34 protein-coding genes are annotated in these 26,700 nt (G+C 66.7%); 8 read left to right on the plus strand and 26 right to left on the minus strand.

Annotated features, from left to right (window positions below; all coding sequences use genetic code 11):
- Positions 1-57 precede the first annotated feature (57 nt).
- A complete protein-coding gene (locus MYSTI_RS09345; RefSeq protein WP_015347487.1) occupies positions 58-993 on the minus strand; it encodes a DMT family transporter in 936 nt (311 codons plus the stop codon).
- Positions 994-1,063: 70 nt separating this feature from the next.
- Between MYSTI_RS09345 and MYSTI_RS09350 the strand changes: the two genes are divergently transcribed.
- Genes MYSTI_RS09350 through MYSTI_RS09360 form a run of 3 tightly spaced genes read left to right on the plus strand, consistent with a single transcriptional unit; the run spans position 1,064 to position 2,816 of the window.
- Complete coding sequence (locus MYSTI_RS09350) at positions 1,064-1,864, plus strand: AraC family transcriptional regulator (protein ID WP_015347488.1); 801 nt, start codon at positions 1,064-1,066, stop codon at positions 1,862-1,864.
- 56 nt (positions 1,865-1,920) lie between these two features.
- A complete protein-coding gene (locus MYSTI_RS09355) occupies positions 1,921-2,271 on the plus strand; it encodes a nuclear transport factor 2 family protein (protein ID WP_015347489.1) in 351 nt (116 codons plus the stop codon).
- Between the two features lie 50 nt (positions 2,272-2,321).
- Positions 2,322-2,816, plus strand: coding sequence for a GNAT family N-acetyltransferase (locus MYSTI_RS09360; protein ID WP_015347490.1), 495 nt, complete (start codon positions 2,322-2,324; stop codon positions 2,814-2,816).
- A 123-nt stretch (positions 2,817-2,939) separates the two neighbouring features.
- On the opposite strand, the gene MYSTI_RS09365 is transcribed toward MYSTI_RS09360, so the two are convergent.
- A complete protein-coding gene (locus tag MYSTI_RS09365; RefSeq protein ID WP_015347491.1) occupies positions 2,940-3,476 on the minus strand; it encodes a hypothetical protein in 537 nt (178 codons plus the stop codon).
- Between the two features lie 221 nt (positions 3,477-3,697).
- Here MYSTI_RS09365 and MYSTI_RS09370 point away from each other — a divergent pair, with 221 nt between their 5' ends.
- From MYSTI_RS09370 to MYSTI_RS09380, 3 genes are all read left to right on the plus strand, one after another.
- Positions 3,698-4,471 carry an SDR family oxidoreductase gene (locus MYSTI_RS09370; protein ID WP_015347492.1) on the plus strand — a complete coding sequence of 258 codons (774 nt, stop codon included), beginning with the start codon at positions 3,698-3,700 and terminating at the stop codon, positions 4,469-4,471.
- A gap of 23 nt (positions 4,472-4,494) precedes the next feature.
- The gene (locus tag MYSTI_RS09375; protein ID WP_144370030.1) at positions 4,495-5,028 is read left to right on the plus strand and encodes a GNAT family N-acetyltransferase; all 534 of its coding nucleotides are present in this window, start codon (positions 4,495-4,497) and stop codon (positions 5,026-5,028) included.
- 180 nt (positions 5,029-5,208) lie between these two features.
- Positions 5,209-6,051, plus strand: coding sequence for a dienelactone hydrolase family protein (locus tag MYSTI_RS09380; protein WP_015347494.1), 843 nt, complete (start codon positions 5,209-5,211; stop codon positions 6,049-6,051).
- A 119-nt stretch (positions 6,052-6,170) separates the two neighbouring features.
- Here the strand turns inward: MYSTI_RS09380 and MYSTI_RS09385 are convergent, their stop codons facing one another.
- Positions 6,171-7,160: a GlxA family transcriptional regulator gene (locus tag MYSTI_RS09385; RefSeq protein ID WP_015347495.1), complete on the minus strand. Its 990-nt coding sequence runs from the start codon at positions 7,158-7,160 to the stop codon at positions 6,171-6,173.
- A gap of 93 nt (positions 7,161-7,253) precedes the next feature.
- Here MYSTI_RS09385 and MYSTI_RS09390 point away from each other — a divergent pair, with 93 nt between their 5' ends.
- Complete coding sequence (locus tag MYSTI_RS09390; protein WP_015347496.1) at positions 7,254-8,096, plus strand: dienelactone hydrolase family protein; 843 nt, start codon at positions 7,254-7,256, stop codon at positions 8,094-8,096.
- A gap of 55 nt (positions 8,097-8,151) precedes the next feature.
- Here MYSTI_RS09390 and MYSTI_RS09395 read toward each other — a convergent pair whose 3' ends face one another.
- The 8 genes from MYSTI_RS09395 to MYSTI_RS09440 form a co-directional block, all read right to left on the minus strand.
- The gene (locus MYSTI_RS09395) at positions 8,152-9,339 is read right to left on the minus strand and encodes a hypothetical protein (protein WP_015347497.1); all 1,188 of its coding nucleotides are present in this window, start codon (positions 9,337-9,339) and stop codon (positions 8,152-8,154) included.
- 298 nt (positions 9,340-9,637) lie between these two features.
- Positions 9,638-9,997: a hypothetical protein gene (locus MYSTI_RS09400; RefSeq protein ID WP_015347498.1), complete on the minus strand. Its 360-nt coding sequence runs from the start codon at positions 9,995-9,997 to the stop codon at positions 9,638-9,640.
- A gap of 332 nt (positions 9,998-10,329) precedes the next feature.
- Positions 10,330-11,748 carry a hypothetical protein gene (locus MYSTI_RS09405; protein WP_044279417.1) on the minus strand — a complete coding sequence of 473 codons (1,419 nt, stop codon included), beginning with the start codon at positions 11,746-11,748 and terminating at the stop codon, positions 10,330-10,332.
- A gap of 119 nt (positions 11,749-11,867) precedes the next feature.
- Positions 11,868-12,197: a DUF4031 domain-containing protein gene (locus MYSTI_RS09410; RefSeq protein WP_015347500.1), complete on the minus strand. Its 330-nt coding sequence runs from the start codon at positions 12,195-12,197 to the stop codon at positions 11,868-11,870.
- 4 nt (positions 12,198-12,201) lie between these two features.
- Entirely contained in the window at positions 12,202-12,717 is a 516-nt protein-coding gene (locus MYSTI_RS42590; RefSeq protein WP_015347501.1) for a hypothetical protein, read from the minus strand.
- A 525-nt stretch (positions 12,718-13,242) separates the two neighbouring features.
- On the minus strand, positions 13,243-13,671 hold the full coding sequence (locus tag MYSTI_RS09430) for a hypothetical protein (protein ID WP_015347504.1): 429 nt from the start codon (positions 13,669-13,671) through the stop codon (positions 13,243-13,245).
- On the minus strand, positions 13,668-14,108 hold the full coding sequence (locus tag MYSTI_RS09435; protein WP_015347505.1) for a lysozyme: 441 nt from the start codon (positions 14,106-14,108) through the stop codon (positions 13,668-13,670). Before MYSTI_RS09435 ends, MYSTI_RS09430 begins: the two co-directional genes overlap by 4 nt.
- A 166-nt stretch (positions 14,109-14,274) precedes the next feature.
- Positions 14,275-14,532 (minus strand): hypothetical protein, encoded by a 258-nt coding sequence (locus tag MYSTI_RS09440; protein ID WP_144370031.1) that lies wholly within the window; start codon positions 14,530-14,532, stop codon positions 14,275-14,277.
- 119 nt (positions 14,533-14,651) lie between these two features.
- On the opposite strand from MYSTI_RS09440, the gene MYSTI_RS09445 reads away from it, so the two are divergent.
- Positions 14,652-15,080, plus strand: coding sequence for a hypothetical protein (locus MYSTI_RS09445; protein WP_015347508.1), 429 nt, complete (start codon positions 14,652-14,654; stop codon positions 15,078-15,080).
- Here the strand turns inward: MYSTI_RS09445 and MYSTI_RS09450 are convergent, their stop codons facing one another.
- The 15 genes from MYSTI_RS09450 to MYSTI_RS09520 all read right to left on the minus strand — a co-directional run bounded on the left by MYSTI_RS09450 (position 15,081) and on the right by MYSTI_RS09520 (position 26,691).
- A complete protein-coding gene (locus tag MYSTI_RS09450; protein WP_015347509.1) occupies positions 15,081-16,217 on the minus strand; it encodes a hypothetical protein in 1,137 nt (378 codons plus the stop codon).
- A gap of 8 nt (positions 16,218-16,225) precedes the next feature.
- Complete coding sequence (locus tag MYSTI_RS09455; protein WP_015347510.1) at positions 16,226-16,774, minus strand: YmfQ family protein; 549 nt, start codon at positions 16,772-16,774, stop codon at positions 16,226-16,228.
- Positions 16,775-16,778: 4 nt separating this feature from the next.
- Entirely contained in the window at positions 16,779-17,837 is a 1,059-nt protein-coding gene (locus tag MYSTI_RS09460) for a baseplate J/gp47 family protein (protein ID WP_015347511.1), read from the minus strand.
- Between the two features lies 1 nt (position 17,838).
- The gene (locus MYSTI_RS09465; RefSeq protein WP_015347512.1) at positions 17,839-18,285 is read right to left on the minus strand and encodes a phage GP46 family protein; all 447 of its coding nucleotides are present in this window, start codon (positions 18,283-18,285) and stop codon (positions 17,839-17,841) included.
- Positions 18,282-18,896, minus strand: coding sequence for a phage baseplate assembly protein V (locus MYSTI_RS09470; protein ID WP_015347513.1), 615 nt, complete (start codon positions 18,894-18,896; stop codon positions 18,282-18,284). The genes MYSTI_RS09465 and MYSTI_RS09470 overlap by 4 nt, the downstream gene beginning before the upstream one ends.
- Entirely contained in the window at positions 18,893-19,957 is a 1,065-nt protein-coding gene (locus MYSTI_RS09475) for a phage baseplate assembly protein (RefSeq protein ID WP_015347514.1), read from the minus strand. Before MYSTI_RS09475 ends, MYSTI_RS09470 begins: the two co-directional genes overlap by 4 nt.
- On the minus strand, positions 19,950-21,122 hold the full coding sequence (locus MYSTI_RS09480) for a DNA circularization protein (RefSeq protein ID WP_015347515.1): 1,173 nt from the start codon (positions 21,120-21,122) through the stop codon (positions 19,950-19,952). Before MYSTI_RS09480 ends, MYSTI_RS09475 begins: the two co-directional genes overlap by 8 nt.
- Positions 21,119-23,074: a phage tail tape measure protein gene (locus tag MYSTI_RS09485; protein ID WP_015347516.1), complete on the minus strand. Its 1,956-nt coding sequence runs from the start codon at positions 23,072-23,074 to the stop codon at positions 21,119-21,121. Before MYSTI_RS09485 ends, MYSTI_RS09480 begins: the two co-directional genes overlap by 4 nt.
- Before the next feature lie 117 nt (positions 23,075-23,191).
- Positions 23,192-23,494 (minus strand): phage tail assembly protein, encoded by a 303-nt coding sequence (locus MYSTI_RS09490; RefSeq protein WP_015347517.1) that lies wholly within the window; start codon positions 23,492-23,494, stop codon positions 23,192-23,194.
- On the minus strand, positions 23,494-23,853 hold the full coding sequence (locus MYSTI_RS09495; protein WP_015347518.1) for a phage tail tube protein: 360 nt from the start codon (positions 23,851-23,853) through the stop codon (positions 23,494-23,496). The genes MYSTI_RS09490 and MYSTI_RS09495 overlap by 1 nt, the downstream gene beginning before the upstream one ends.
- Before the next feature lie 29 nt (positions 23,854-23,882).
- Positions 23,883-25,346 (minus strand): phage tail sheath subtilisin-like domain-containing protein, encoded by a 1,464-nt coding sequence (locus MYSTI_RS09500; RefSeq protein WP_015347519.1) that lies wholly within the window; start codon positions 25,344-25,346, stop codon positions 23,883-23,885.
- Entirely contained in the window at positions 25,343-25,525 is a 183-nt protein-coding gene (locus tag MYSTI_RS45630) for a DUF2635 domain-containing protein (RefSeq protein ID WP_015347520.1), read from the minus strand. The genes MYSTI_RS09500 and MYSTI_RS45630 overlap by 4 nt, the downstream gene beginning before the upstream one ends.
- A gap of 4 nt (positions 25,526-25,529) precedes the next feature.
- The gene (locus MYSTI_RS09510) at positions 25,530-26,039 is read right to left on the minus strand and encodes a hypothetical protein (protein ID WP_015347521.1); all 510 of its coding nucleotides are present in this window, start codon (positions 26,037-26,039) and stop codon (positions 25,530-25,532) included.
- The gene (locus MYSTI_RS09515; RefSeq protein WP_015347522.1) at positions 26,039-26,362 is read right to left on the minus strand and encodes a head-tail joining protein; all 324 of its coding nucleotides are present in this window, start codon (positions 26,360-26,362) and stop codon (positions 26,039-26,041) included. Before MYSTI_RS09515 ends, MYSTI_RS09510 begins: the two co-directional genes overlap by 1 nt.
- A complete protein-coding gene (locus tag MYSTI_RS09520) occupies positions 26,359-26,691 on the minus strand; it encodes a DUF2190 family protein (protein ID WP_015347523.1) in 333 nt (110 codons plus the stop codon). The genes MYSTI_RS09515 and MYSTI_RS09520 overlap by 4 nt, the downstream gene beginning before the upstream one ends.
- Positions 26,692-26,700: the final 9 nt, after the last annotated feature.

Below are 26,700 nucleotides of genomic sequence, written 5' to 3' on the forward strand. Positions count from 1 at the left end.
TTCGTGGGAAATGAGAGGGATTGTGGAGGGCCAGGTTACATCGCCTGGAGATGTTTCTCAGACGGACTCGGGCTCTCGGCGGAGGCTGGGCTTCAAGAGGCTCGACGCGCTGACGATGATGATTCCGGTGAGCACCAGCACGGCGCCGCCCGCGAAGAAGGCATCCGCGCGCTCATGCAGCACGAGCACGCCCGCGGTGACGCCGAACAAGGGCGTCATGAACGAGAACACCGACAGGCCAGAGGCCACGTAGCGGCGCAGCAACCAGAACCAGGCCAGGTAGCTGATGAAACACACCCCCACGGCCTGGAAGAGCAGGTTCAGCCACGCCACCCCTTCCGAGGTGACCTGCCCCACCTGCCCGGTGAAGAGCGCGACGGGGAAGAGCAGCGCGAAGGCGCCCACCAATTGGTAGAGCAGCGTCTGCGTCGGCCGCGCGTCTGCGAGCGAGGAGACCCGCACCACGACGATGGTCGCGCCCCACGCCAGCGCGGCGAGCACGCCCAGCGCATCGCCCCACAGCACACTCGGGCTCAGCCCTCCCTGGAACCAGCCGCCGCCAAAGGCCACCATGATTCCGGTGAACGCCACGCCAATCCCCATCCACTGCGTGGGGCGCAGGCGCTCCGCGGGCACGAGCCAGTGCAGGCCCAGCGCGGAGAAGATGGGCGCGGTGTAGAGGAAGACGGCCATGTGCGACGCGTGGGTGTGACGGAGCCCTTCGGCGACGAAGAGGAACTCTCCCGCGAAGAGCACGCCCGCCAGCAGGCCGGGGCGCCAGGTGCCGTCCGTCCAGGAGAAGCGCTCGCCGCGCACCCAGCACAGCAGCCCCACGAGCACCGCGCTGAGGCCCGAGCGCAGGGCCACCTGCACCAGGGGAGGGATGTGGGGCGCGGCCAGCTTGATGGCCACCTGCTGCGTGCCCCACGTCGCGCACAGCAGGAACATCATCGCGAGCGCGAAGCCGTCGGTGGGTTTCCGGGAGGAGCTCATGCCGTCATCCTGCGGATGGCGGGCCTGATTGATATAGCGAGAATCCGACAACCCATCCCGAGAAGCCGCCATGGCGAAGCAGCTGCAAGTTCCCTTCACCTCAAAGCTTCCACACCCCGTGTATTTCCGGACGGCGAGCCTGCCTTCGGCGGCGACGTATCCGCGCCATCACCATCCGTGGGGAGAGTTCGTCTACGCCTTCAGCGGGGTGATGGAGCTCAAGCTGTCGGGCAGTCACTACCTGTCGCCGCCGCAGTACGGCATCTGGTTGCCGCCGGACGTGGAGCACCGGGGGCTGAACCGCTCGGAGGCCAGTCATTGCTCGCTCTACATCTCGCGCGAGCTGTGCCGGACGTTGCCGAAGGCGACGTGTGCGTTGGCGGTGAGCCCGCTGGTCAAGGCGATGCTCGAGCACCTGCGGACCCACCGCGTGGCCCATCCCCGGACGAGTCATGAGCGCCGCCTCTTTCGCGTGCTCATCGACCAGCTCGCGCTGGCTCCACCGCAGGGCAGTTATCTGCCCATGTCGGACGACCCGCTGCTGGGCCCCGTGCTGACGGCGCTGGAGAAGGACCCCGCGGACGGCAGCTCGGTGGCCCTGTGGGCGAAGAAGATGCACACCACGGAGCGCACGCTGGAGCGGCGCTGTCAGCAGCACCTGGGGTTGTCGCTGAGCGACTGGCGCCAGAGGTTGCGGGTCGTCAAGGCGCTGGCCATGTTGGAGGCGGGGCGCTCGGTGGAGGCCATCGCGCTCGACCTGGGGTACAGCAGCGCGTCGGCCTTCATCGCGATGTTCAGGCGGTTGACGGGCACGACGCCCGACAAGGTGCGCAGCGGAGGCTTCGCGAGCTCCGGGGGCAAACAAACCTGACACTCCGCTGTCACCGCCTGGAGGGAGGGTCCGTTCACTTTCACGGGAGGTTGGACATGAGGAATCCCTCGGACGTGGTGAAGGCGTACTTCGACGCGTGGAGCGCGAAGGATGAGGCGAAGGTGCGTGGCACGCTCGCACCGGGTGTGCGCTTCGAAGGGGTGCTGGCGTCGGCGGAGGGAGTCGAGGCCTGCGTGAAGGGGCTGGTCCACGGGATGTGGAAGGTGTCGCCGCGTATGACGGTGCTGCACCGCTTCGTGGACGGCGACGACGTGCTGACGTGGTTTGAAATCCACCCCTTCGACAAGGGGCCCGTGCAGGTGGCGAACTGGAGCCATGTCGAAGACGGACTCATCACGCACATTCGCGTCACGTTTGACCCGCGCCCGATGCTGGAGGCGCGTTGACGGGCGTGGCGGTATCGATTGTTCCCCCTGAGGTCTTGGAATCCAGACGTATGCGCTTCGTGAAACATCCTGATTCGTATCGTGTTCGAGTGGCCACCGCGGAGGATGCGCCCTTGCTCCTGTCCCTGCTGCGCGAGTTCGCGGAGTACCAGGGGCTTGGTCAATACATGCGCGCGACGGAGCCCCGGTTGCGTGAGGCGCTGGCGGCTCAGCCGCCCATGCTGCGGGGCGCGCTGGTGGAGGGGCCGGACGGAGTCGTCGGCTTCGCGAGCTACACCGTGGACTTCATGCCGTGGGTCGACTCGCGGGTGCTGCGTCTGGATGACCTCTACGTGCGTCAGAGCGCACGAGGCTTGGGGCTGGGCCTCGCGCTGATGCGGCATCTGGCGGAGGTGGGCTCCGCCGAGGGGGTGTCCGTGCGCTGGGAGATGTATCCGGACAACGACTCGGCGCGGGCCTTCTACAAACGGTTGGGCGCTACCTCGGGCGAGAAGACGGTGTTCCGCTGGGCGCCGGAGGTCATGCGCGAGTTCCTGAAGGAGTAGGTGCGCCTGGGCGCCCCGGAAGTTACGACGTGTTGTCCGTGGGGCGTCCCGGGGCGCCAAGGTTCGCCGTGCGAGCTCGGTCCAGTGCGAGGGCCGAGGGCTGCCACAGGGCTTCTCCGCGGGCTACCGCGTCGGGGTGGGATTCGCCTTCTGAACCGCCGGCAGCCGCCGCAGCGGGACGATGAGGGCGAGCGAGGCACCGAAGACGAGGTGCAGCAGGAACAGCGCTGAGTCGGGTGCCTCCCTCGCCAGCGGCGGAGACGCGAAGGGGACGACGAGCGGCGGAATGACGGCCTGGAGCATCAAGCCCATCAAGAGCCCCAGCACCAGCGCATCCATCGCGCTGCCGCCGCGAGGCAGGAGCAGGGCGAAGAGGATGGCCAGCCCGCTCGCGGTCGTCAGGTGTATCCCCAGGCCCAGCACCACCGCCCAGGGGCTCGCGGGGACCTCGCGGAAGAAGACTCCGCCCACCAGCCGCAGCGCGTGCCAGACGTCTCCCTGGAGGAGCGCACCCATGGGCAGGGCCAGCGCCAGCATGAACAGCGCGCCGGACAGGCCCGTGATGACGCCGGGGAGGAGGATGTCGCGGGGGAGGCTCCACCCGGCGGCATCATCGTGTGCCACGTCCAGCGAGGGGTGCGGAGGGTTCAGGGGCTCCACGGAGGCTCCTTGGGTTCGGAGACGTGGCTCAGGATGACATCGACGGCTGTCATGTGTGGGCCCGGCGTGCGGAGGTGTCGACAGTCCGGTACGAGCCGCGTTGGCTGGCTGACGGAGTGGCCTCTCCAACACAGGCCCTCCAACAGATGTCTGGGGCGCTGATTTCAATTCAGCGTCGAGCCTCCTAAACGACGAGGAGAACCCACCGAAAGGACAGAGCCATGGCTGACCACGGCATCCGAGGCAAGACGGTCCTCATCGCGGGAGGCGCCAAGAACCTGGGCGGCCTCCTGGCGCGCGACCTCGCGGCGCAGGGGGCGAAGGCCGTGGTGATTCACTACAACAGCCCCCAGACGAAGAAGGCCGCGGACGAGACGGTCGCTGCGGTGTCCGCCGCGGGGGCGAAGGCCATCGCGCTCCAGGCGGACCTGCGCACGGCGGGGGCTGTCGAGAAGATGTTCAAGGACGCGGTGGCCGCCGTGGGCCGGCCCGACATCGCCATCAACACGGTGGGCAAGGTGTTGAAGAAGCCGCTGGCGGAGACGACCGAGGCCGAGTTCGACGAGATGAGCGCGGTGAATGCCAAGGCCGCCTTCTTCTTCCTCAAGGAGGCGGGGCGCCACGTCAACGACCACGGGAAGATCTGCACCCTGGTGACGTCGCTCCTGGGCGCCTTCACGCCCTTCTACGCCTCGTACGCGGGCATGAAGGCGCCGGTGGAGCACTTCACCCGCGCGGCCTCGAAGGAGCTGGGCGCGCGAGGCATCTCCGTGACGGCCATCGGCCCGGGGCCCATGGACACGCCGTTCTTCTACCCGGCGGAGGGCGCGGACGCGGTCGCCTACCACAAGACGGCGGCGGCGCTCTCCCAGTTCACCAAGACGGGCCTCACGGACATCGCGGACATCGTCCCGTTCATCCGGTTCCTCGTCTCGGAGGGGTGGTGGATGACGGGGCAGACCGTGTTGGTCAACGGCGGCTACACGACGAAGTAGGGCTCCGTGCCAAGATGCGGCGGATGGACTCGTCCCTTCGAATCGAGTGTGGTCCGTGTGTCCTGCGTCCCTGGCGGAAGGGCGATGAGGAGTCGCTGGTCCGGAACGCGAACAACCGCGCCATCTGGCTCAACCTCCGCGACCGGTTCCCCCACCCCTATACGCCCGCGGACGCGGCGTGGTGGGTGTCTCACGCAGGTGGGGAGGAGGCTCCGACGAACCTCGCCATCGAGGTGGCGGGGGAGGCCGTCGGCTCCATCGGATTGATTCCCGGCACGGACATCGAGCGCCGCTCGGCGGAGGTGGGCTACTGGCTGGGGCAGGACTTCTGGGGCCAGGGCATCGCCGCCTCGGCGCTCAAGGGCTTCTGCCACTGGGCCTTCGAGCGGTACGACCTCCTCCGGCTGTTCGCGCTGCCCTTCGCGGACAACGTGGCGTCCTGCCGCGTGCTGGAGAAGTCGGGCTTCCAGCGGGAGGGGCTGATGCGGCGCAACGCCGTGAAGGACGGCGTCGTGCATGACCAGGCGCTCTACGCGCGCCTGCGCACCGGAATCTGAGCCGAGCGCGGGTCGCGAAGCCTCCCTGGACGCTTCGCGACCGGGCTCCGCGACGGCGCCTTCCAGGGCGAAGACAGTGGGGGACAGGGTGTCTGATTTCGCCCGAAAGATGTCTTTTCGGACACTGGCGACCCCCGGCGTGGCGGTGCTGTGTTGCAGGGCCGGAGGAACACCGCACCCATGACGTCCCCAGCCCCCAAGATGCAGCGTGATGTCGAGCAGGATGACCCGCTCGAGGACTTCCAGCCCCGTGACGTCGCGTTGTCAGGGGAGGCCCGGAGGGTCTACGTCTCGGGAAGCGGGCCCGCCGTCATCGTCATGGCGGAGATGCCGGGCATCAGTCCTCGTGTCGCGCGCTTCGCCCGGTGGGTGAGGGAGGCGGGCTTCACCGTCTGGATGCCCAGCCTCTTCGGCCGCGACGGCGGGGTGCCCACGGCGAAGGAAGGCAAGGCCGTCTTCGAGCGGGTATGCATCAGCAAGGAGTTCCGGGCGCTGGGCGGGAACGCGTCGAGCCCCATCACCGTGTGGTTGAGGGCGCTCGCGGCCCACGCTCACGCGGAATGTGGGGGCCCGGGGGTGGGGGCCATCGGGATGTGCCTCACCGGCAACTTCGCGCTGTCGATGATGCTGGAGAAGTCCGTGCTGGCGCCGGTGCTGTCGCAGCCGTCGCTGCCGCTGGATGAGCCCGAGGCGGTCAACATCTCGACGGAGGAACTCGAAGCGGTGAAGCAGCGGCTGGAGAGGGAGGACCTGTCGGTGCTCGCCTACCGGTTCGAGGGAGACGCCTTCTGCAAGGCGGAGCGCTTCGCCGCCTATCAGAAGGGGCTCGGTGAGCGGTTCCACGGGCGAGTCCTGCCCGACAGCGCGGCGGGCCCGAAGTCCTCGCGCCCGGATGACTTCTTCCGCTTCATCCCGACGCCGCACAGCGTGATGACGGTCCACCTGGTGGACGAGGCGGGCTCGCCCACGGCGGCGGCCAGGGACGAGGTCCTGGCGTTCTTCCGGCGGCGGCTCTTGCCGTGAGCCGCGCCCCGCCCCTGTGATGGGGCCCTCGAGCCCCCCGACTCCATCCAGCTGTTCGCGAGGAGCAGGCGGGCTTCCAGCGCGAGGGCTTGATGCGGCGCCGCGCATGACCAGGTGCTCTATGCGCGCTTGCGGCCCGGGGGGGGAGGAGGACTCGCTGCCGAACGCAGCGCCCGCGGCGGGGCGACCCCCAGCTTCTTGAGGAGGCGGCGAAGCGTGCCTGCGTCCTGATAGCCCACCGCCGCGGCGACGTCGTCGACGCTCAGGTGCGTGGCTTGAAGCAGCGCCTGGGCGCGTCGTGACTTGAGGCTGTGCACCAGCGCCAGCGGGCTTTGTCCCGTCACGCGCCGCACATGGCGGGACAGGGTCCGCTCCGTCATCCCCAGTCGTGAGGCCAGGGTGGCGACGCTGGGGGGATTCGGGAAGTGCGCTTCCACCTCCGCGGAGATACGGGCAATCAGCGTGTCTCCGTTCGCGAGGAGCTCGGGGGCGATGAACCGCGCCTGGGCTTGTCTGCCGTCGAGGAGCAGCGTGCGCGCGAGCATGTCCACCAGGCGGGCGCCGCAGTGCTCCCGGAGCAGGTGCAGCATGAGGTCGGTCTGCGCGAAGGCCGCGCCCGCCGTGAGGATGGGGCCATCCGCGCACACCATCGCGTTCGCGTCGACGACGCACTCCGTCTCCATCTCGGCGAGCAGGCCCGCGAGCCACCACGTGGTGGTGACCCGTCGGCGTGGGAGCACTCCGGCTTGCTGCAACAGGAAGACGGAGGTGCAGGCGGCTGCGACGCGGCCCCCTCGCGAGACGTGACGGGCAATGAGCTTCGACAGCGTCAGGGCATCCGGCCGCGCGAGCCGCTCACGTACGGCCGCCGCGTCGTTCATTCCCAAGCCCGGGATGACCCAGGTTGTCGCATCCGCGCGGGAGCGCGCGGGCAGTCGCGAGGTCTCGACCCCCACGCCCGAGGAGAGCCGCACGAAGCCTCCGTTGACCGAGCACGCCTGGAAGCGCAGCGAGCGAGCGCCGAGCGTGCGCGCCGCGCGGAGCATGTCGAGGGTCGCCGCGACGCTCGCGGCGAAGGCGTCCTCCAGGACGACGAGGGTGAATGACATGGTGTCGAATCATGCCCGAAAGATGTCGTTTCGGACACTGGTGCCTTGGGGCGGTCGATGGTGTCTTGCGGGACAGGAGACGCAATCACACACATGACGAGCCACACCCTCACGCCGCGACGAAACATCGAAGAGGACGATTCACTGGACGACTTCCAGCCCCGCGAAGTCACGCTGTCGGGTGAGACACGCAAGGTCCATGTCTCGGGGAGTGGACCCGCCGTCATCGTCATGGCGGAGACCCCGGGCATCAGCCCGCGCGTCGCCCGCTTCGCCCGCTGGGTGAGGGAGGCGGGGTTCACCGTCTGGATGCCCAGCCTCTTTGGCAAGGACGGCGCGGTGCCCACCGCGAAGGAGGGCAAGGCGGTCATTGACCGCCTGTGCATCAGCAAGGAGTTCCGGGCGCTGGGCGGAAACGCGTCGAGTCCCATCACCGTGTGGTTGAGGGCACTCGCGGCCCACGCTCACGCGGAATGTGGGGGCCCCGGGGTGGGAGCCATCGGCATGTGCACCACCGGCAACTTCGCGCTGTCGATGATGCTGGAGAAGTCCGTGCTGGCGCCGGTGCTGGCGCAGCCGTCACTGCCGCTCGATGAGCCTGGAGGCGTCAACATCTCGACGGAGGAAATGGAGGTCGTGAGGCAGCGCCTGGAGAAGGAGGACCTGTCGGTGCTCGCCTACCGGTTCGAGGGAGACGCCTACTGCAAGGCGGAGCGCTTCGCCGCCTATCAGAAGGGGCTCGGTGAGCGGTTCCACGGGCGAGTCCTGCCCGACAGCGCGGCGGGTCCGAAGTCGCCGCGCCCCGATGACTTCTTCCGCTACATCCCGACACCACACAGCGTGTTGACGGTGCACCTGGTGGACGAAGCGGGCTCGCCCACGGCGGCGGCCAGGGACGAGGTCCTGGCGTTCTTCCGGCGGCGGCTTCTGCCATAGCCCGCGGCGGCCGGATGAGCTGCCCGGTGTCACCACCGGGCAGCTCATGGCCGGACTACTTCCCGGACGTGGACGGCTTCTCCTCGACCACGACGGAGACCTCGCCGTCCTTCTCCTGGACGTTGTGCGTGCTGCCGATGCCGAAGCGCTGGAACTCCTCGAGGCTCTTCGGCGTGTACGTGACGTCCGGCTTCGCTTCCGCGCCCTGGAAGACCACGCTGTACGTGCCCTTGCGTGTGTCGCGTTCCTTCTCGCCATTCAGCAGCGCCTGGGCGGGCTTCAGCTCGGCCTCCGAGGGCCAGTGCGTCGTGAGCGTGTTCCCCCGGGCTTTCACGTCCCGGTCGTGGCTCCACGTCCACTCCTTCCACGCGAACCAAGGCGCCTCACGCGGCTCGCTCCGGTAGCGCGGCTCCTTGCGCGAGCGCCGCTCATCCACGTAGCGCGGCACCTTGCGCGTCTTCTTCACGGTGCAGTAGCGCGTGGTGCAGCGCTCCTCTCCTCCCGTGCAGGTCTCCTTGCACGTGGCGAAGCCGTTCTTGTTGCTCGTGCAGGTCTCCTTGCACTTCTTGGGCGTCCTGGAGCAGTCCTCGCCGCAGGCTTCCTTGTCCTTGTAGGACTCGGTCGTGTAGCCGTCCTGGCGCTTCTCCGTGTAGTAGACCGTCTCGTAGCCCGTCAGGATCTTCTCGTCGTGGTGGTGGCGCGCGCCCAGGGTCTTCACCTGGAGCGCCCCGTCGGGCCGGTCCTCGGCGAAGCCTTCCTTGTCGGTCAGCCGGTAGCGCTCCACGCTCACCGTGTGCTCCCACGTCACGCCCTTGACGTGGAGCGCCTGCGGCTTCTCCTGCTGAGAGGCGCAGACGAAGCACGGGCAACACACGAAGACGCCGATGATGAGCGCCCAGACGTACCACGGCAGTCGCTTGCGCTTCTTCGTCTCGGGCGGAAGCTCGGGGGGCGGCGGCGAGGGCTCCTCGGAGGGGCCCGGCAACGCGGCTCCGCAGTTCTTGCAGCTGCCATCGAAGGCTCGCTGGTCGCTCTCGCAGTAGGCACAGCGCCAGTTCGGTCCCGCCGTGGCCATCCGAAGGAGCGCTTCGTCGGTCACCGAGACCGCCGAGGACGGGTCCTCTGGCATCTCGTACTCTTCGCTGCCGTCCTTGGCGTTCTTGCACTGCTGGCACACCTGGTGCCGACCAAGGTTGCGGTGGCTGCAACTGGAACAGCGCCAGAACATCTCGATATGCCGCATGTGTCCTCTGGTGTCCGCAGAACGCGGACTGGAGGCGTTCTGTCGAGGAGAGCCATCGGCAGAACGCCGTGTCCGTGTTCTGGAATCGGGCGAATTGGGAGGTCAATCAGGCAGAGGTTGGGCAGATGCCCAGATCTCTCGCCCTGGGACTGGCAGAGTGGCCTGGCCGTTGCTGAGTCCTTTTCGTGACTCAGCCGGTTGCCCGCACGTCAGGGGCCTCGGTATCCTGAGTCCACGTCCCGATATCGGCCGGGGTTCAGGCACACCAGGGGGATCAGATGGACGCCACCACACCACCTCAGTCTTTCTGCACGACCTTGTACTTCCGCGGCTTGGCCCGGTAGTTCGTGTTCGCGCGACAGTTGACGCACCAGGATTGGGGGAGGGGTTTGCCGCGGCTGCTGCGCAGCCCGAAGTCCGGGTCGACTGGCCCTTCGTGGTCGCAGTTGGTGCAGGTCCGACGAACCTGCGTCCAGTCGATGACTTCAACGCGCTTCCGGACTGCCTCGAGCAGGGCGTAGAGGTCGTCGCGACTCCACGTCTCCGCGATCCCAGTGATGAGGGCGTCCTGCCAGTCCTCATACTTTGGTCCCGACACCCCTCGCACGAGTCCGACCGCGATCTCTCGTGCGAGATCCTCCTTATTCCTGCCTGTCATCTTTTTGCAGCTCCCATCGGGGTTGGGGCGAGCGGCTACTGCTTAGCGGCGGGGATCCGCCGGGTCAACACATCCATGTTCTGAGTTCTGATTGAAAAAACCCAGGAAACCATGCACGGGAATTAAAACGATGAATTCGCCAAACCTTGTGAGCGCTGTCGAAGAAATCACAGAATGCGACTCCAAAGGTAATCCGACCCGGCCCGTTGCCTCCGCGGGTGACCGGGGGATTGTACTGGAGGTGCATCGCGACTGCTACACTGTAAAGTGGGAGCGGTCCGGACTAATCTGCGATTGCGACTTTGGACAGGTCCGGCTGATCCTGCCCTCGCTCAGTCCAGACGCCACGCTCCATCAATGACGGTTAGGAGCGCTCGAGCGCCAGTCGCGTAGACGGCGCAGTGTGTGTTGAGCCAACCGCCCGGCCCGGCGGTGTACTCAAGCCTCAATGGAGTGCTGGTTCCACACTGGTAGTGTCCGTCGCAAACTCCGGGAGTGTGGCTGTGTCCGCTGATGACACGCGAGCCCAACCGGGACAGGTTTCGCAAGCTTCCTCGCGCACCATTCGGGCCCCGGTGGCCGTGCATCCCGACTTCGCTCTCGCCGAGAACAAGCGACTCATTGCGGCCCAGGCACCGGATGTTCGCGTCGCCGCGGAGCTGCGCCACCCAGTACGCCCACGCGTCGGCGTACTCCGCTCCGCCACCGGTCATCGTCGCGGACTCAAGCAGCACACGCGCTGTCTCGAGGTAGAACGCTGCATTGCGCGTGTCGTGGCGCCAGTCCGTTGACCGGACCCACCGCGCCAAAAAGTCGCCGTGGTTGCTGTCCACCAGGACAGACTGACGTCCGCGCGTGCGGTCAGCGACGAATCTGACGGCGTGCTCCACCTCCGCGCGCACGTCGCCCAGGCCCGCGCGCGACTTCGCCGCGGCGATGAACGGGTCCCCGTGGTGGTGAGGGTTGACGCTGTATCCGTCCAAGATGTCGTGCCACACCAGCGTGCGTGGATTGAGCACGTCGACGATGCCGGCGGGGCCGAACGTGGCACGGTCCACCGCCGGGCAGGCGAAGCGCGCGTGCGTGTCACCCATCACCAGGCCGAGCGCGGGCGGGGCCTTGCGCACGCCAGCAGAGGTGTAGAGCGTGGCCAGGTCGATGAACTCGCCGGTCTCCCGGTCCGCGTTGAGCTGGCGCAGGTGGAAGCGCGAGCCGTCGAGCTCGACGACGACAGCCCCCAGGTAGTGGTGGAACGCGCCGATGGCGCCGGCTTTGGTGTCGGTGAAGTTGGGGACGGTGCACGCGCCCGTGGTGCTCAGAATCTTCGGCGTCCGGCCGCTCGGCACCGGCACCGACCGGAGCGCCATCTTGGTATGGCCGATGAGACAGGACTCGCCACCCGTCAGCGACTCGAACCCGGCGAGCGGGTCCCGCGCCGTCGGTTGCGTCTTGACGTCGGCGGCCAGCACCAGGTGCGGACCGAGCCGCTGGCGCGTGTTGCACAAGTACGGCACCACCTCGGGCGCCCACCACTCGTCAGTGTCCTGGGACTGGGTCCACTGGGATGTGGGGTTGCGGTAGCGGAGGGGCACGACCACGAGCTCCGCGCGCAGGTGCTTCGCGGCGACGCGAAGCGCGGCCCAGAGGCCGGCGTGCACGGGTGTCGCGTTCTGCGCGCTGGTGATGAGCAGCCGGCGGGCGGTGAGCTTGCGGTCGAACCGCTGCGGCGCCTCGAGGGCGACTGGAGCCACTCCCTCACGGCAGGCGCGACACACGGGCCGACGGCCACCCTTGCACCGCGGCGACTTGTCGTAGGCCGTCAGCGGCTTGGGAGCGCAACACCTGGTGCATACGCGCGTGGGATTGGGGCTCATCGCTGGGCGCTCCGTTGCGCGAGGTGCTCATTCCAGCGGGCGAAGTATGCGCGCAACCCATCGCGCTCCAGCTCGACAGCGCCCCACGCGAGCGCATCGGCACGCACGGGTGGCGTCAAGTCGTAATGTGGCTTGCTCGCATTGGGCGGGGCTTGGAACCACTCGCGCTTCAGGCCGATGCGTGCGGCCATGGCATGCAACTCAGCTTCGCCGTCTGGGTCGCAAAGGAGGTGACACCAACGGTGGCCGTGGCGCGCACCTGCCCGACGGGTCGCCGGATCCTTCGGAGGCGGATGTGGAACGAGCTGGTCAACGTAGACGGTCATCGCGTCACCACTCCACCGAAAGCGAGACGCCGGCCGTAGCCGGCGCCCCGGGGCCCGTGGGAATGAGGGTCCAGGCGCCGGCCGACACGGGCCCCCACAGCCGGCGCTGGATATGACCGCCCACCAGGACAGGGCTGGGATTCAGCCGCACCGGGACGCCCACGAGCAGCGACGCGCGCCAGGCCGGCGCGGGCGCGGGTGTCTCCACCCGGTGGACGTCAACGGTGCGCTCGGCGGCGGTGGCCACCTCCGCGCGCTCAACGCGCGCCGTGTCCGCGCGCTCGACCTCGCGCACGCGCACGGTGCCGTCCGGCGTCTCCAAGCGGTCGCGGTAGACCACCCGCGTCTGGACCTCCGCGGCCTCGCGCACGGTGACGACGCGGACACGGTCCTGGTAGACGACTTCCTCCTGGACGACGACCTCGGGCTCGGGCGTCGTCGCGGTGAGTCGACCGAGGCCGTAGCCAAGCACGGCGCACGGGACGGTGAGCGCCGCCGTGATGAGGATGCGGCGGTTCATTGGCGCGTCTCCTCGAAACGTTCGCAGGTCGAGCACTCCCAGCACTGGGGGCTGTGCCCCGGGCCGTGCTCCGCTTGGAGGTGGCCGCACTTGCACAAACCAACGGGCGCACGTTCCAGCACCGTGTTGATGGCGTCGCTGTCCGCGATGCATGCCTCACACTGCGCACGCGGGCGGCCACCATGAGTGCACTCCCAAACGCGCGCCTGGAGTCGCGATGCGAGGAAGCGCGCCGCGGAGGCAAGGGGCGGGAAGTTGCACTGGTCAATCAGGTCGAAATGGCCGTCACACCCGCACGGCATCCGGTCGGCGCTCATCGTCCACCGTCCTTCACGAAGTCATCGGCGACGGAACTGGGGTTCCATGCCCGCGCGGCATTCCCGCCGAACGTCTTCGGGCACGCCTTGATGTTGTGGTCGTTCCCGCCGCAGTACGTGCACCGCATTCGCGCTCGGGCCGCGGAGCCGCTCCAAGTGCTCGGGCAGGTGGCCCGCGTATGCAGACCGCTTCCGCAGAAACCGCAGTTCACTGGCACCCCTCCGCTTCGAGAATCTCCACAGGCACGATTGCGTCGGGCGTCGACTCGCAGGCCGCCCAGAGGTGCCACGCCTCTTCGGCGTCCATCTCCCCGTTGGTCGGGCACAGGTAGCCGTCACCAACCCAGACGGCGAGGTGTCCGTGCTCGGCATCCGCCCAGGGCCACACGTACACAAGGCCGCACGGCACGAACCCTTCGACCTCCGCGATGGGCGTCAGATTGCCCACGCGCACGCGGCCGGCGCCGAGCGCGCGGAGAATCCGAATCGCGTCACCTACCGAGGACGCGCCCCACTTCCCCAGCGCCTCGCACACCTTGCGCTCGCTCACGCCCGTGAGCATCGACACGCACGCCTGCACGCAGGTGGTGGGCCGCGACTGGCGCACGAGCGCCACGTGGCCGACGAGCGAGTTCACGCCGGCTCCAGGAACAGCGCGGCCTCTTCGGCTCGGCGCTTCACGAGGCCGGGCAGCTTCACGCCCTTCGCGTGGACCCACTTCGCGAACTCGGTGGCAGCCGCGTCCCAATCTTGCGCGAGAAGCTTCTTGCGCAAGGTGCTTTGCGTGAACGCCTCCACACCGATGTTGAACGTCAGAGAGACACAGGCGGAGAACTGGTTCTCCGTCATGAGAGCGACCACGCCTGGTAGGGCGAACTCCACCCCACGCTCGAACCGATCCAGATCAACGGACAGAATCGCTTCCGCCTGGTGCTCAGTGATGCGCTGCCCCTCGCGCACGTCCCCGGTGTGCCCGTAGCCGATAGTCCAGACGCCGGCCGGGCACCGGTACGCGTTGAGACGCATCCCTTCGTGGCGCTTGATGAGTGCGACACCCTTCGCGTTTGTCTTCATGGCTTCACCTCTGGAGGTGATTGACTTTCATCAGCGCGGAGGCGCGACACGATGGCGTCAACGCGAGCCTCAGCCGCCTCGAGCGTCACTCTCATGCCCTCAACGAAACGCGCGAGGGCGACTTGCTCCGGTGTCGGGGACTTTGGCTTGCGACGAAAGAGACCCATCACGACGGGCCTCCGTGTCGGTTGAGGACGGCGCGCTCCATCAACCCCAAGGCGTCCACGAGCTTGGTCGCGAGCGGCGCCACCAGCATGGCTGTCTGGAGATGTGCGTCGTGCTGGGCTTGCATGGCTGCGGTATGCGCCTGCATCTGAGCGATGTAGGCGCGCCCCAGCCAGCCGAGGGCCAGCACGCACACCGCCAGCATCGCCCCGGCGGGACTGTCCTTGATAGCCGATGCGAGGGAGGGGATGTTGTCCATGCAGAACACGGATAGCACTTTTCGCGTTCTGCACAAGCCGCCAGACCACCTCCTACTCCGGGGGGATTTGCACCCTGCCCAACGTGCGCTTAGATCGCGCTCGTCAGGGGGACCACAACATGTTCAAGATCGCCGCCATCCTCGCCGTCACCGCCTCAGCCGTACCGCGATGCGCGACCGAGTACCCGCCGATGCCGCCGCAGGTCGGGCCAACTCAGGTGTATGTCGGCGTCCAGAACCTGACGGACGCGGCGCGCCGCTGCGCGGTGACCTACGTCCTCGACGGGGATGCGGGTGGCCTGGTGTTTGACCCCGGCGCCATCACCGCTCCGCGCGCCGAGCGGTGGGTCGCTATCGACGCGCCGGACGCAGGCCAGGTCCGCATCAACTACGCATGCTGGCATCCGGACAGCGCGGAGCTCGAGCGCGCGGGGGAGACGTCCACCGTCCGGCTCAACGGACGTTCCCTTTCGTGCCTTATGCGGTACGCGTATCCGCCGGACGGCGAGCCAGTGGCATCTCTCTCGTGTTGGCCCGGTGAGCCGTAGTCACTGGCGGCCGAACACCTGCAACATAAAGCTCCCGCTTGTCGTGGCCGGGTCCTTGTGCGTCGTGTTGTTGCCGTTTGAATACACGACGTTGAGGTGCGTCGTTGCCGTGTGCCCTGCGCGATACGTGAGGTCGAGAGATGCGACGTCGCACGACGTGACCGCTGCGGAGAATGTCGTGTTGGAAAAGGATGACGCGAAAGTCACCCGGACAACATTGCCAACGAAGGGCACAGACACGGCGATGATCGACACGCTCGAGAGGTTGTACGCGTCGTCAATAAACACTCCTCCACTTCCGTCCGTCCGAATGCGTGCCCAAACTTTTGCGACGCTCAACGGCGTGATCGTGTTCGTGATCGCCGTAGATTGTGCCGGGTTCGCCACACCGGTGAACGCGAGATTCCCGCCGACCTGAACCTTGCCGCCTGCGCCAGGCAGCACCCGAATGTCGCCGCTGGCGATCTCGTTCTTGATGTCAAATGAAGTTGCCCCCGCCGTGGCGTAGCCGAGTGTCGCGGAGATCGCCGCAGGGGTGGAGCTTCGCGCGTAGAACCCGATGAACGCGTGGTTCGAGCTCCCGGGTTTCAGCACGAGAGCCTGCCCGAAAGTCCCGACGTTGTTGAGCGACGCTTCCAGTCCTGTGACGAGTGTCTCCCCGATGTCGGTGAATCTCGCCACCGCCAGCGGGCCGTCAATCCGCACCCGACTGCCTACCCCGGGGCCCGGCGCGATTCGCACGTCGCCATTCGCGAGTTCGTTCACAATCTCAAGCGAGGTTGACGCGGCACCACCGAAACCGAAGAACGCGGACCGTGTCCCCTGTGCCGCCGAGCGCGCGTAGAACGAGACATAGACGTGGTCCATCGACGCCCCGGCCTTGAGCACGTGGACAGCGCCGCCGCCCGTCCACGTGTTCGCCGTGGTGAGTCGCCCGAACCGCGCGTCCATCGCGCCAAGAACTTGGCCGTCATTGGCTTTGTTCAGCGCCGCGCCGTTCGCGGTCGCAACGTTGACAAGCTCTCGCTGAATCGTGTTGAGCCAGTCGTCGGTGACTTGCGTCGCCACCTGCCCCGCGCCCGGGTTTCCCTCGGTGAACTCCCCTGCGACGTTGCCGTCCCCATCGATCTTGTGCATGACTTACCTCACAGGTAGCGAAAGAACACGACGGTGTGCGCCGCGGCGGCCCGTCGAATGATTGCCTCGAGCTCGGCATGCGAAAGTGCGTCACCCGTTGGCGGCTGCACGTCTACGCGCCACACATGAGCCCACTGGACGCCGAACACGCGAGCCCCGGCGCGGAAGCCTGCACGCAGAATCGTCGCTCCGTATGAGTCATCAATCGTCACTGTGTAGCCGCATGCAGCGGCGAGGGCGACGTAGTACGGCTTCGACTGCCCACCGACCCGTACGAGCTTCTGGGTAATGGCGAGTCGTCGTTCCGCGACGGTCGACGGAATCACGGGAACGTCCGCGTCCGGAAGCCCGAGGACTCGTTCCCAGTCCTCGAGCGTTTCCGTAGCCGTCCGCGGATCGGCCTCATTCAGCACCGCGCCGGCCCGACCATCCACGCGCGTCAGCTCTTGCGCCAACGCGAGGCACAACGCGGACAGCTTCCCGTCCGTGAGCAGATCCCAGACGGACCCAGGGGGGAGAAGCTTCTTGATAACGCGAGCGTAAGAAGGCGCGTCCATTGACTCACCAGGTGACGACGCCAAGCACAGGCAGTTCGCCCGTCGCGTGCGTCAGGTCCGCGCTCGGCGAGGACATGGTGTACGTCGCGCCAACACTCCGCGCGCCCGTGCCAACGGCGGTCCGAACATCGCTGAGAGACACTGTCCCACCGGGCTCTCCGAGGCGTTGGAAGAGATCCCGAATCTCAGCCTCTACAGCTACTCGCCCAGACGATGAATCCGGGAGCAATGAAATCGTGAAGGGCCACGCCTTGGCGATGGGGGCCGCAACGGTTACATTAGAAGTCACGGGGCGTCTGTCGTTGATGTATGCCTGCACTTCGGCCACTTCGCCGACCGACGGAATCAGATTCGCGTCACCATCGCGCACGAATCGCACGGTGACTGTGCCCGCGCCGAGTTCCATCGGATAGACCCAGACACGAGTGACGCCCGGCACAGCAAGCGCCCAGACGATGTAGTCGCCCCGCGCTCCACCTTGGGGTGGATTCCGAAGACGCGCCAGCAGGCGAACGCGGAGGCCCTCGATGTCCTCTTCGTTGGCCCCTCCCACAAGTCCACCAACATCAACCGGCGCGACCGCATCCACGTCTGCGACAGGACTCTCAAAGACGAGGCCCGCCCCCGCGTCAGTGTTGCCCGCTTCGCTGGCCAATGCCGCCCGCACCTCGATGGTAGCGGACCCGCTCCCGTCGATGGTCGCCTCTTCGAGAGTCTCGTATTGTACCCCGTCGGCACGTCGCAGCGCTGTGCCTGCGGGAATAGTGGCTCCTATGCTACCGATAGCAACCACGAAGCCCTGGGCGAACTTCGCCTCCCCGAGCGAGTAGCCGTACAAGGCCGCCTGCCGCAAGAGGCTCTCTCTGTCGGAGAGGTCGGGAAACAGTTGTTTTGCCAGGTAGGCGATATGCCCGTGCAGCATGTGCGCCGCGCCCGCGAGGGCGCGCGACAGCGCGCTCACAACGCTGCGGCGCAGAACCGCGCCAGGGAGGGGCAGGCGCGATACGAAGTCTTGGTGAATTCGTTCGACGAGCTGAGGCAGGGTAGGGCGGCTGAACGCCATGTCACGCTCTCCTTGCGGCCTGCGATTCCCAATTGTAGGCGTACCGATACGACGCCGACGTCCCGTCAGGGCGTTGAATCACCACTGACAGCAAAAGCTCGCTTTGGCTAGCCGCCGGGACAGACTCCGCCACGACATCAATCCGCGCCGCCACCTGGTCCTCAACCATCCATGCGAGCGCCTCGCGCGTGTACTCTTCTGCCTGACGCAGTACGCGTGGCTGGTCCTTCTCCCGCGACAAGAGCCAGAGCCGCGAGCCATGGAGATCACCGGCGACGGATGCCACAGAGTCTCCCCACCACCCGCGGGTATCGTCCGCTCTCCGGTCGGTGAACAACGAAAGCATTACCGCGGTTTCGAATCCCAAGTCGGAAGCGAGGTCGCCGCTCGCTACTGTGACGTCGGCGGAGCCGCGCTTCGGATCGTAGAAAAGCGCGATGTCGCTCATGACACTTTCACTTTCGTTGATAGCGCCGCTTCAGCCGCCGTGTTGAACGCGTTGACGGCGTTCGTGACCGCGGTGCCCGCTGTCGTCATAGCCGCCCCCAGCACCGGCAACGACGCTCCGCCCGCGCTAGCAGCCGTTAGCGCGGCGGCGACCGCTGTCCCGAGGTCCTTGACCGCCTTATTGAGCGCATCCCCCTTCGCGACAGGGTTGGTCGCGCCCGTCAGCTCAACCAACGGAGCGTTGATGACGACCTTGGTCGTTGCCGAGATCTCGATGACCCCTCCCCGTTTGATGACGACCTTGTCACCCTGGTCCGTGTAGACAGCCACCTCGCCCTGTTCCAGACCGGCCAAACGGCATCGCCTGTCATCCACCGCCACGGCGATGCCGTGGTCTCGCCGACCGCCGACGAACACGACAGCGGCCTCGGCGCCTGCCGGTGGAACGCTTGTGAAACCGTAATTCTGAAACCGTTCTACCTCGCGCGTCTCGCCGGCTCCGACGTCGACCTGAAGCGTCTGGAGTCGACCGGTGTCGTTAGCCCGGCGGAGAAAACCGCGGGCCACCACGTTGGCGATCAGGTTTCGGAGGGCCGTCAGTGGGTTGCTCATACACCCTTCGCGATCTCTTTCCAAAGACCTTCGGGTTCCAGGAGCGGTTCCGGCTTGAATGCGCTTGGCGGTCTCAAGGTGAGCTCCGTCTCCGTACTGCTCTCGCTCAACCGGTAGGTCGCCTGCGAAATCAACATGGTGCCCTTGACGCCCGCGTGCGGCGCGCGCACGGCGACGAGCGCGTTGACGGGCCACACCTTGCCCGTGGATTGCGTCCAGCCTTGCACGCGCACGGTGAGCGACGTCGCTCGGGCCGCGCGCACTGTCGCTTCCCACTCGGCGCGAGTCTTCGCCTGAGCGCCGCTGAGGTTGCCTTCGGGCCGCACCACGAGCACGCGGGCCGCGCGCCTCACGGCGGAGTCATACGCTTCCGCGGTGATCGACGTGGTCGCCTCGCCGAACCACTTGTCGCTGCCCGCGTGCTGACCCATCAGCACATACCGACGGTAACGCCCGGTCGCGTCGAATTCGCCACTGAACGCGAGGACGTTCTCACCCTCGACGAGCGCATCGTCAGCGCGCCTTGAGCCGGGGCGCAGCAACGCCAGGCCCCCCAAGCCGTCGGACACGGGGAGAAGACTCGCTGCCCGGCACAGGCGCTCGAGGACGGTGAATGCGGAATCGCCAGGGTCGACGGAGATCTTACGCGCGGGCGGGGGCTCGGCGATTCCGGCGCCCAGCTTCACGGTGACGCCGAACGGAGCGGCCGCCTTCTGAGCCAGTTCGAGCACCGGCACGTCCAGATACTCCCACTTGTCCAACACGGCGCTGCAGTCGACGAGATCGCCAGTCCTGTCCCGACCTGCCACCTCAATGGAACGCGAGCCCGCGTCAAACGAGAGTCGGCGCTTGTCGACATAGCCGGTGATGAGTGTCTCGTTACCGATGCGAACCGCGCACCGGTCTTCCTCGTGAATCGCCCACGGCTCGCGCCCCGACTCCCAACGATCTGAGACACTGAGGTCGAAGCCCCCCGAGATTGCCTCTATTCCGCGAGTGACCTGGCCTGACTTCCAGCCGCCGAACGCCTTGCCGTTGATGTGCAGAGTAATCTCAGGCATCGGAGAGCACCTCAAGCTGCCGTCCGGCCAGCACGAAACACGGATTGCGCACGCTATTGCGCTCGACCAGGTCCGCTTCCAAGGTGAGGCTTCCGTAGATCTGGTACACCAACACGAGCGAAGGCGTCGTCTCCACGGGCGACATCGGCAGAAGGCGCGGCAAGTCCGCGTCGGGGGGCGGCAGTGCACGGACAACGTCCGCGCGAAGCTGGTACAGCGCCGGGAAGGCGTCGTCCGTTACGGCCTCGGCCTGCTCGTCGACCATGGTCGTCACATGGTCGCGTGCGGTGACAGCGTCCGTGTAGCTCGCGAAGTTCTCCTCGAGCGCAAGTTCCGCGACGCGGACCGCGACGGAGCGCTGGACGAACGCCTTCAGCGTGTCGAAGTTCACCTGCTCCTGACGCCTGCTCGGCGTGGTCGAAGGCGGGCGCACACCCGGCGCGAAGCTGTAGACGGACGCCACCGCACGAGACATGCCAGCGCCAACGAACCCACCGAGCAACGCAGCGACGGTGTCGACAATCTCTCCCGGCGCACGAGCCAGGCCCGCCAAGTCATCCCGGTTGCGTACGAGGCGCAACCGCTGAATCGCGGCGGACTGTGTGTCGAGCTGCACCCGAGAGAGTGCCGATTCAACCGCCGTCGTGGCGCTCCCAAGCATGTTGCTCAACGATGGTGTGTAAGGCGTCGATCCGGGCTGGTACGCGGACAGAAACGCGGCGGTGACAGCCTCCCTTGCGGCGACTGCCGATGCTCGAACCTGTTCGGGCGCATCGACTCGCGCAACGGGCTGCACCGGCTTCGACTCACTCTCGACGAACTCAATCGAGAACCGCGCCATGCCGCCGTCTGAGGTGCGTTCGCTGATCTTGAACGAATCCACCGAGACAGTGAGCTCGCCGTAGTATGGATGAACGAGCCTCCCAGGCCCCGCCTTCTCGAGCTCCGCGCGCAACGCGTCACGCGCCGCCATGTATTCGGCACCGATGACGAACCCGTCGACACCGAACGCTCGAGCCGACCCCCCCAGGTCCTCGCGATATGCGCGGTCTTTGAACGGGTACTCGTGCGTCACCCCTCGGCGCCCACCGGAATGCTCCGACGACTCGACATGAAACGCAGCGCCACGGAATGACGCCGGACCCATCCGGTCACGCCAACTCATAGCGGCCCCATGGAGTACCCGAGATTGAGCGCGAGCGGGGCCGTGTTACCGCGGGCCGGCTGAACGCGGGTTCCGGCCGGGAGGTTATTGAAGTCAACCTGGACGAACGCCTCACTCCCAGTCTGCGTCGCGAGCGGTGCCGGACCAGGTGGGAGCAGTGGCGCCCCACGCGGCGCGAGCAGGTTCGGCCCGCTCGCCGAGTCCTCAAACAGCCGCATTGGATTCAGCGCCTTGAGGACCTCAAGGACAGGAGCAATCTTCGACATGGCGCTGTCGAACGCGGCGACGATGGTGTCCCAGAGGCCGACGAAGAACGCCTCCAGTGGCTCCCAATACCCCATAAGTTGCGCAACGATTGGTGCCACATTCGTCGCGAGCCACGATTTGAACTGGATCCATGCCACGGCGGCGACGAGCTTGATTCCGACCCAAAGCTCGCTGAACCACTCGGATATCGGACCCCAGTTTCGGTAGATGAGATACACCGCGCCCGCGAGCAGGGCGATTCCCGCAACAATCCAAGTGATGGGATTCGCGAGAAGTGCCACGGTGAATCCCCAGACAGCCGTCGCCGCTGATGTCAACCCAGCGATGAGCGACGTGAAGGAGAACGCGCGAATGGCGGCGACCGCTGTCGTGCATGCTCCGACAAGCGTTGTCGTGAGCTTGCTCGAGAACGCCACTGTCGCAGCACCTGCAGTCTTCAACGGGCCGACAACCGCGGTGAGAGCCGCCGCCTTCAGTCCTCCAAGCGCAACAGTCCCCGCCTTGGACGCGGCGACGACGGCCCAGAGTCGCGCCACGAGGCCGCCAAGTGACACGGCGAGCTGACCTACGGAAACTCCCAACTGTACCGATGCGCCGATCAGTGGAGCACCCAACACCACTGCCGCCATCTTCGCCGCGTTCTCGAGTCCGCCGAGTTTGTCGACCGCTCCCGACACTGTCGAGGCGAGGGACCGCAATGATTCCGAGAGCCGATCAAGCCCACCGCCGTCGACCCACGCCTGGATTGCTGTGCCGGTGCGCTCGGCCCACTGGCGCAAGCCCTCTCGGTTCTTAACGGCGAACGCCGTTACAGCGGCCGACAGCTTCGTCACCGCAGGAAACAACGCGCCCGCGAGCGCGTTTCGCGCACCGAGCAGCGCGAGCTCGAGCATGTCGAAGCTGTCGCCCAATGCGCCCGCGCCGGCGGCGAACGCTGACTGGTCTCCCACGAGGCGGCGGTACTCCTCACGTAGAGCGTTGACGGCGTCCGGCCCGTCCTTGAGGGCCAGGGCCATCCCAGCACCGGCCTCGCCGAAGGCGGCCGCGGCGAGCTCCGCGCGCCGCCCGGAATCGGGCAACTTCGCCATGGCTTTGGCGACGAGGTTGAACGCCTCCTCGTTTGAGGACACGCCCTTGAGTTGCTGGGCGTACAGCGGCGCGACCTTGGAGAGCAGTGCGTAGAGCGGCCCCGCCTTGCGGCGCGCCTCCGACAACGACTTGTTGAACTTCCCCATGCCCGCGGCGAACTGCTCGTTCTCTACGCCGCCTCGCTTCGCCGCGTACTCGAGCTCGGCGAACGCGTTGACCGCGAATCCCGTCTTCGTGCTGAGGTCTTCGAGCCGCGAGCCAGCGGCTTCGGCGCCGCGGACGAATCCGTAGAACGCCAAGCCGCTCGCGAGCCCAATCGCCGTGAGCTGCCCCACCAGGGTGCCCAGCGCGCCGCTGAAATTGCCCGCGGCTTCGCCCATGCCGCGGATGTTCTCGGCCACCTTGGGCAGACCAACCGCCTTGCCCATCGTCGAGAAGCGCTTGCCGATGACGCTGATGCGACTCCCAAGGCGCTCCATGCCCACGTTCAATGGACGGGTCGCCTTGGTCATCTTGTCAGCCATTGCCGTGAATGGCGCCGTCGCCTTGTCGACAGCACGGACGACGAGCGCGAGTGGGTATTTCATCTCTCCCATGGCATCACCCGCTCTTGCGCGGACTGTTTACCCACGCGGCTTGTTTCACCCAGAACGCCAGCTCGTCGACGTCCATCCCCCAGATGGACTCCGGGGGAAAATGGAACGTAGCCGCGATTACGGCGACGGCGTGTTCCCAGTCTTCTGGGGCGGCTCGAAAAAACTCATCACCTCGGTAGCCAGCTTCATCGCGTCCGAGGGGTGCATGGCGTCAACGAGCGCCTCGGCCATGGTGAGGCCCGCCATCTTCGCGCCGACCACGGCCATGCCGTGCAAGTCGAACTCCACGCCACCATCAGGGCGCGTGGAGATCTTCTGCTGGCGGAAGTAGCGCGTGACGGGGGTGAGCGTGAGCTTGGAGTAGGTCTCCTTTCCAAGCGGCACGGGGTAGTCCAGCGTAACGTCGACGGTGGTTGACATCAGATCTCCTCGGCCGTCTCACCCTCGAGACGCAGTTGGATGTTTCCTTCCTCCGTGTTCCCGACTCCGTCCCCAGCGTAGTAGGCGCGGCTGAGCACCACCGTCTTGCCGTTCGCCAGCGACAGCGTCGCGGTGGCCTCGGTCAGCGACAGCAAGTCCTTGAGCTTCAAGTCCTTGCGGTCCGTGATCTCCCCTTCGATGTAGGGGATCTGGGGCGTCTCCTTGAACCCGTGGGGGCGGTCTGCTCCGACGATTCCCTCACGCAAGCCAAGACCAAGGCTGTACGTGAAGTTCCCCTTGCAGTCGTACAACACGCCGTTGATGTTGAGACTGATGATGCCACCGCGTCGCGTTGACATGTCTTGCTCCTCTCACGCGCTCGCGTGGGTCAGTCGATGAAGCTGATCTTGGCGGCGCCGAAGATGAACTGGTTGATCATGTTGGGCGCCAGATACCAGTTGAGTCGGCTCGGGTCGTTGGTGTCTCGTTCGCACACCAGATCCGCCAGGAATTGGTCGAAGTCCTCGACCAGACCAGCTGCCTCGTGCCGACGGAACCAGGCCACTGCTTCGGCACGGCCGGTGCTGGGCGTGATGATGGGCTGCCCGGAGGCATACCGCCCGCCGTCGTTGCCCAGCTTGTGGCGCGCATACTTGCCCTGAATCGTCGTGCGGAAGTCGTATCGCAGATACATCAGCGTCAACAGGCGCGTGACGTCGAGGTAGGAACGGTCCGGCCCGCCAGACGCGTTCGTCTGGTACGTGGTGATGAGGCGCTCGAGCTGCACGATGCCGCCGGCTGCAGTGCGTGTCGTCGCAATGCCATCATACAGCAGGCCGTTGCGCTCCTCGAAGGTGAAGAGATCGGCCTCAGCCGGCTGCAGCGTGCCCACCACGGGAAGCGTCTGGAACGGACGCGCCGGGTCAATGGCGCCGTGGAAGGCGGCCACCGCCGCGACCGCCGCGGCGAACTCGTCCGGCGGCGTCAGGGGATTGTCGCCGGGCTGGGCGACGACGCAGGAGTGCGGCGAGTTCCGGCTGTTCCCCAGCGTCGTCAGGTCCGCCACGGTGCCGGCGGCGCTGGTGAACGCCATGCCATCGATCATCGTCATGGGTCCGAAGCGGCGTGCGAGCTCCGTCTCGATGGCCGTCAGCGACGTGGCGTCGGTGTACGGATGGACGATGATGTTGAACCACTTGTCGCCCAGCGCCGCGATGAGCGACGTGAGGAGCGGATTCGTCGCGCCCGATGCCATCGGCGTGATGACGACAGTCAGCCCGGCCGGCGTCTTCTCGCCGTCGCTGTAGTTCAGCCGGACGTCGATGTCATTCGCCCAGGTGCCCTTGCCCCGGCTCGTGAGTGTCACGACATTCGTCGCCGCCACGCCCGTCACTGGCAAGTCCGACACGGAGGGAAACGCTGCGGCGGTGTTCGCCGCGACGGCGTTCTGCGCGTCGCCCGCCGCCACCGGCACCTGGACGAGCTGCCCGCCCACCCGGAACGACAGGGCTCCGTTCTCTGTCGCGGTGCCCGTCACCGTCACAGTGCACGTTGCCGCGACGCCGGATGCGTTGTCCTCGAGGACACCGACCCACAGCTCCGTGGTGGTGTTGTTCCGAAACCACGCGCGTGCCTGTCGGTGGAGCTGCGATCCTCGGCCCGCGCCGACCGCGACCTGATCGGCGTTCGAAACGCGGTGGTAGGTGTTGGCCGCCCAGGTGCCCGTCGTCTTCTGGCCCGCGATCAGAGCCGCATAGGGCATCTCAGTGGAGCCCTGAGAGGAGCGCGAGCTGTCGAACTCAACGGCAACCCACGGAGCCCGGACGGCCGCAGGAATGGTATTGAAAGTCATTGCTCGCCCTCCTCGGGCTCGGCCAGAACGCGGTCCGTGTTCTGGTTCGGTAGCACGTCGCCAACAGCGAGTCTACGCAACCAGAACGAATTCTCTGGCACCTCGCGGCCCTCGACGGGAAGTGGCTGCCTCGTCACTGGATCGCGCACAAGCGCGCCGGGCTTCGGCTTGACAAACATTGCGTCACTCCGGGATAGGGATGATGTCTCGCGCGCCCGCACCGCTCAGCTTGTATTGAGTATCACCCGTGCGGAACGGATCCACAGCCTCAGCGCCGACGGACGTGTAGACCGTCACGTTGAACTCCATGTTGAACATGCCGACTGGGCGCTCTCCGTCAGGCAGCACTTCGAGCTCAGTTTGACTGAGGACGCAGTCATCCACCGCGCCGCCCAACGTGTCGTCAGCGCCCATGCGTGCCTCGACCTCAAGGGCCAGGTCATCGAGGAGATCGTCGACGTTCTCGGACAGGTCGACCATTCCCTGGATGACCAGGGAGATGCCGCGCTTGAGCTCTCTCGGCGCCGTCGAGTCCGTGTCGTCGATGGTGTCCGTCTTGATGTAGACAGCCAGCGCAGGAAGGGCTGACTGCCGATGCGGAACCGACAGCATCTTTACCACACGCGGCCCAGCGGCAGTCCGGTTGGCGAGCGTGGCGACGACGGCTTCTCGGATTCGCTGGCGCGGATGCATCACACCACCCAGTGCAGGAGCAGGAGGATCCCGCCCATCCCGTCGGGCATTGCCTCGCGGAGCTTGTACGTCTTGCCTCTCGCCACGACGCGGAAGTCGTCGGTGCGAGGGTCGCTCGAAAGGCCCGCCGTGCGGAGGAAGACGGCGGGGCCGCTGCTCGAATACCCCACCTCGCCAGCCTCGACCTTGACGTACGCCTCGTCGAAGATGCCGCGCACGTCCGCCACCGCGCCGTTGCTGGCGACATACCTGACGTCCTGCTCCTCCCCGAGATGCTCGAGGACGGCGACGTCAGCGATGGCGAGCTGCGCGGCGAAGCTCACGCCACCGCCCCGTTGAGCCGGACGGCGCCCGTCGCGCTCGGGTTCGCGGCGGCGGACAGGGCGCAACCGATCAGCGCGTTCGTCGACGCGGTCGTGGTGCACTCGCGGGCGGCGTTGTCCCAGTAGACCTTCGCCCCCTGCGTCCAAGCCTGGGCGGACGTCTTCTTGAGCACGACGACACCGCACGTGAGGAACTCGCCCTCGGCGCCGCTGGCGACGTTGCCAGTCGCCACGCCGAAGAGGCTGCCAACGAGGGCGCCTTCGCCGGACGAAACGGCGTAGGGCGCGGTGAGAGTGACAGTTTCGCCCAGCTGACTGTAGTTGTTCATACCTTGCTC

The sequence above is a fragment of the Myxococcus stipitatus DSM 14675 genome, assembly GCF_000331735.1.
GTDB lineage: Bacteria > Myxococcota > Myxococcia > Myxococcales > Myxococcaceae > Myxococcus > Myxococcus stipitatus.